The 4,442-nt window shown below is 56.0% G+C and carries 6 protein-coding genes; 3 read left to right on the top strand and 3 right to left on the bottom strand.

The window, feature by feature from the left end; all coding sequences use genetic code 11:
* On the bottom strand, positions 1 to 161 hold a 161-nt coding region (locus tag M0974_RS25380), incomplete at its 3' end, for a LacI family DNA-binding transcriptional regulator (RefSeq protein ID WP_297843557.1).
* A gap of 269 nt (positions 162 to 430) precedes the next feature.
* Between M0974_RS25380 and M0974_RS25385 the strand changes: the two genes are divergently transcribed.
* The 3 genes from M0974_RS25385 to csrA all read left to right on the top strand — a co-directional run bounded on the left by M0974_RS25385 (position 431) and on the right by csrA (position 2,984).
* Positions 431 to 922: a gluconokinase gene (locus tag M0974_RS25385; protein ID WP_297843560.1), complete on the top strand. Its 492-nt coding sequence runs from the start codon at positions 431 to 433 to the stop codon at positions 920 to 922.
* 37 nt (positions 923 to 959) lie between these two features.
* Positions 960 to 2,312, top strand: a complete 1,353-nt coding sequence (locus M0974_RS25390; protein ID WP_297843548.1) for a GntP family permease — start codon at positions 960 to 962, stop codon at positions 2,310 to 2,312.
* 483 nt (positions 2,313 to 2,795) lie between these two features.
* Positions 2,796 to 2,984, top strand: coding sequence for a carbon storage regulator CsrA (csrA, locus tag M0974_RS25395; protein WP_297843550.1), 189 nt, complete (start codon positions 2,796 to 2,798; stop codon positions 2,982 to 2,984).
* A 219-nt stretch (positions 2,985 to 3,203) separates the two neighbouring features.
* On the opposite strand, the gene M0974_RS25400 is transcribed toward csrA, so the two are convergent.
* Together M0974_RS25400 and M0974_RS25405 are read right to left on the bottom strand one after the other, a co-directional pair.
* Positions 3,204 to 3,446 carry a DUF465 domain-containing protein gene (locus M0974_RS25400; RefSeq protein WP_297843552.1) on the bottom strand — a complete coding sequence of 81 codons (243 nt, stop codon included), beginning with the start codon at positions 3,444 to 3,446 and terminating at the stop codon, positions 3,204 to 3,206.
* A gap of 107 nt (positions 3,447 to 3,553) precedes the next feature.
* Positions 3,554 to 4,442 (bottom strand): ketopantoate reductase family protein (locus tag M0974_RS25405; RefSeq protein WP_297843555.1); only part of this gene is annotated, 889 nt, incomplete at its 5' end.

The following is a 4,442-nucleotide window of genomic DNA, read 5'->3' on the forward strand; positions in this document are numbered from 1 at the left end:
CCCAAGCTCAGTGCTGCGGCACGGACTTTTTCCACCAGCTCCGGCGCCACCGTCGCAATGCCGCGTAACGCCCGGGAAGCAGTGATGGGTGAAACAGCAGCAAGACGGGCAACTTCATTGAGAGTTGGACGGCCAGTTGAGCGGGAACCAATACGTGTCATGCGCTGCCAATAACTCAGAGGGGTTGCCAAACGTGGCAAAGGGGCTCTAAGGTAGCGCTGTCTCGCAGAGCCTCGCAATGTTTTCCTCGCTACTTATTCTCATGAATAGGGTTACGAGCACTGTATGCAGCGCCTGACGATTGACCGATCAACCCAAAACAATGACAAGAACTGGAAGCAGCATGGCCAGGCTGTTACTCAAGCCGCCAAAGATAGCGCTGTCTCCAGCTGAGGTGATTATGAATACTGCTATTTCCGCCCTCGTGGTGATGGGTGTTTCCGGCTGCGGCAAAAGCGTAGTGGGTGCTGCTATTGCCGAACGTAGTGGCGGTCGCCTAATTGAAGGCGATGCCTTCCACCCGCCTGCCAACATCGAAAAGATGAGCGCTGGCATCCCCCTTAATGACCAAGACCGTGCCGGTTGGCTGACCCGATTGGGCCAGGAACTGGCAACTGCCGTGGAAAATGGGGAACTCCCGGTGCTGACCTGTTCGGCGCTTAAACACAGCTATCGTGAAACCTTGCGCCATGCCGTACCGGCGCTAGGCTTCGTGTTTCTTGAATTGACCAAGGAAGTTGCGATTGAACGGTGCGAACATCGTCCCGGTCATTTCATGCCTGCAAGCCTGGTCGACAGCCAGTTCGCAACCCTTGAGCCGCCTAACGGCGAACCCCTGACCCTTGCCGTTGACGCTACGCTGCCTATTGACACATTGGGCGAGCAAGCGACGGCCTGGTGGAAAGCCTCACGGCAGCCATAAAACCGACAAAAAAAACAAGACCACTGGAGAGGCACCCATGTTCGGCATGACCCAAGAGACGTACCTGCTCGTCGATGCACTGGTGACTATCATCGGCCTCGTGCTGTTGATCACCCGCTTTAAAGTCCACCCGTTTGTTGCGTTGACCATTGCTTCGGGCTTCCTTGGGTTGACCTCGGGCATGCCGGTAGACAAGGTTATGAAGTCGTTTCAAGACGGCTTTGGCGGCGTGCTCGGCTTCGTCGGCATCCTGTTGGCGCTGGGCACCATGCTCGGCAAGCTGATGGCTGACTCCGGCGGTGCGGATCAGATCGCGCAAACACTGGTTCGGGTGTTTGGCAAGAATCGCGTGCATTGGGCGATGATGTTTTCCGCGTTTCTGGTGGGCATCCCGTTGTTCTTCGAGATCGGCTTTGTGCTGCTGATTCCGTTGGTGTTCATCGTTGCGCGGCGCACCGGTCTGTCCATCGTCAAGATCGGTATTCCGTTGCTCGCTGGCCTTTCAGCAGTGCATGGTCTGGTGCCACCGCACCCAGGTCCGTTGCTGGCGATTGGCGTGTACAACGCTGATATTGGCAAAACCATTTTCTACGGACTGATCGTGGCATTGCCGACGGCAATGATCGCCGGCCCGATCTATGGCAAATGGATTTCCAAGTATGTGCCTGGAACGCCTAACCAAGAGTTGATGGACCAGATCGCGCAAGAATCGAAACATGACAACCTGCCGGGCTTCGGCATCACCGTGATAACGATCCTGTTGCCGGTGTTCCTGATGCTGCTGAAAACCCTGTCGGACATCGCCCTGCCGGATAACAGCCCTGTGCGCGTCTGGATGGACTTGATCGGTCACCCGATCACCGCCCTGCTGGCCGCGTTGCTTCTGGCGTTCTACACCTTCGGCGCGGCCCGCGGCTTCTCCCGTCAGGAAATTATGAAGCTGCTCGATCAGAGCCTGGCGCCAGTGGCTGCCATCGTAATGATCGTCGGTGCCGGCGGTGGTTTCAAACAAATGCTGGTGGCCAGCGGTGTCGGTGATGTGATCGGCCACATGGCCGTCCGTGCTGAAATCTCGCCGATCCTGCTGGCTTGGCTGGTGGCTGCGGTGGTGCGGATTGCCACTGGTTCTGCCACCGTAGCCACGATTACCGGTGCGGGCATTGTTGCGCCGGTAGTCGGAATGATCCCTGGGGTTAACCGCGAATTGCTGGTGCTGGCTACCGGTGCTGGCTCGTTGATTTTGTCTCACGTCAACGATGCTGGCTTCTGGCTGGTGAAGCAGTACTTCAACATGACCGTCGCTGAAACCTTTAAAACCTGGACCGCGATGGAGACCATTCTGTCGGTAGTCGGCCTGATCTTCATTCTGCTGCTGTCGCTAGTCGTCTGACGCCACTGCTTGATCGTGCCTGCGCCCTGCGGGCACGATCAATCCTGAATCACTTCAACCCGAGCCGCTTGCGCATGTCAGCCGTAATCGCTGGCCGGGGTCTGCAATACTCGGCCCACGGGCCTTCTTCCTGATCAGCCATGTTCATGGCCCCCCCTGCTCCGCCGCCATAGACCCTGCACTCAAGAGCGCAGGCCGGCCGGATTAGTTCAGCGCACCGCTACCCGCCCCGCTCTTCCTGCCAATTAGCTGACATTAAATGTAATAAGTGAAGGTCGAGGTTCAAAAAAAAGCCCGGAATGAGTAAACTGTCAGCACGCGAAACCACGACTTGATGGCATATAAAGCGTTCAAAGGAATTAAATTAGCCCTAATGACGTCTTACTGATAGACGCATTTGGACGTACTCGGCAACAATCACCCCGCACGGCACACGCCAGCCTCTTGATAGAGGCGCTTCAAGAGGCCATCAAGGAAAAGATTATGTTGATACTCACACGCAAAGTAGGCGAAAGCATAAACATTGGTGACGAGATCACCGTTACGATTCTCGGCGTTCAGGGCCTTCAGGTCCGGCTAGGTATCAACGCTCCGAAAAATGTTTCTGTGCATCGCGAAGAAATCTACAAACGCATTCAGGCCGAGATCGCTCCACAGCAAGATCCACAATGAATTCGTGACTGGGTAAAATCTTCTGAGCTATCTGACTCTGTGTCAGATGAGTCTACCGGCGTCTTAATGACGCCGTTTTTTTGTCCGTTTTTTATGCAAACAAGGATTTTCACCACCTGTTTGCCCGTGTTTTGCCACGCAATACCATTTGTCTGCCGCTTTCGCCAAGGAACACGGCGCAGCTCCCACGGTTTTGCGAGCCAAATTTTTCTGTTCGGATCAGTCCGCCAAGGTCAGGCGCTGGACGATTTTATCCTTCACCAGCAGCCGTTTTTCCTTGAGCTTCTTCAGTTTGTCATCGGTGACATTTCCCGATGACGGCGACTCGGCTTCAACCACCTCGGCGTCCACTGTGTCGTAGGAATCAAGCAACTGGCTGAGCCTGTCGTCTTTGCTTCTGAGGGCAGTAATTTCTTCCTTGGAGACGTTTAAATCCTTGAACAAATCGTGTTTGACCGGCATGTCTTCACCTCTCTTGAACGCGTGGCAGGTCGTAAGAATATAGACCACAACCCCATACTCCAGCAGATTGGCGCGAGAGGGAAGCCTGGCGCTTTCGCGGATCGGTCCTACCCCCGCAACCGCCGCGCCTCATACGCTTTGAGGCTGGTGTACACAAACCCCAAAACCGATAAGTCACCCGTTTCAAGTGCATTAGCATCACGACGCGCCACCAGATCGCCGAGCACATGTTCGACCTCGATAGCAGCACCCCGCTCGACATCGCGCAGCATAGAAGCGGTCATTTTTGAGCCCGGCAGGGTCAGCATTTTCACAAAGCGTTGATGCACCTCCGGGCGGATCGGGTAACCCGCTTTATCGGCAACGTGCGCGCACTCTTCCAACAATTTCAAAATCAGCGACTCGCCCCCGCCAACCAATACATCGCCGATGGCCGACCGCATGGAACCAGTGATGCCCGCGCCAGTGGCGATAAAACACCATTTCTCCCACATCTCTTGAAGAATATTCAGGCTCAGATTTGCCTCGAAACCAGCGCCGCTCAGAGCTTTCGCCACCCGCTGCACGCGCGCCGTTTTTTGGCCGTCCAGCTCACCAAAGGTCAGTTGATTGGTGTCATTGAGGTGAACAATCGTCCCCGAGGCGTCGCGATCCAGGGAAATCAGGCATTGGCCGCCCAGCACGTTAGCCTTGCTAAACCGGCTGGCCAAATGATCGAGATGGGCCATGCCGTTCAGCAGCGGCAAAATAGACGTGTTGGGGCCAACTGCAGCAGCGAAAGAATCCATCGCCGCGTCCAGGTCGTAGGCCTTGCAGCTCAACATAATGAGGTCGTAGGGGCCGCTCAGGTCCAGGCTTGCAACATGCGGCGGCGCAGGGTATTCGATGTTGCCCAAGGGGCTGCGCACCACCAAACCGTCGCGATCGAGCTCTTGGGCACGACCGGGTCTCACCAGAAACGTCACATCACGCGCAGCCTCCAGCAGCCGCCCGCCG

Source organism: Pseudomonas sp. (genome assembly GCF_026224925.1).
In the GTDB taxonomy this organism is placed as follows: Bacteria; Pseudomonadota; Gammaproteobacteria; order Pseudomonadales; family Pseudomonadaceae; genus Aquipseudomonas.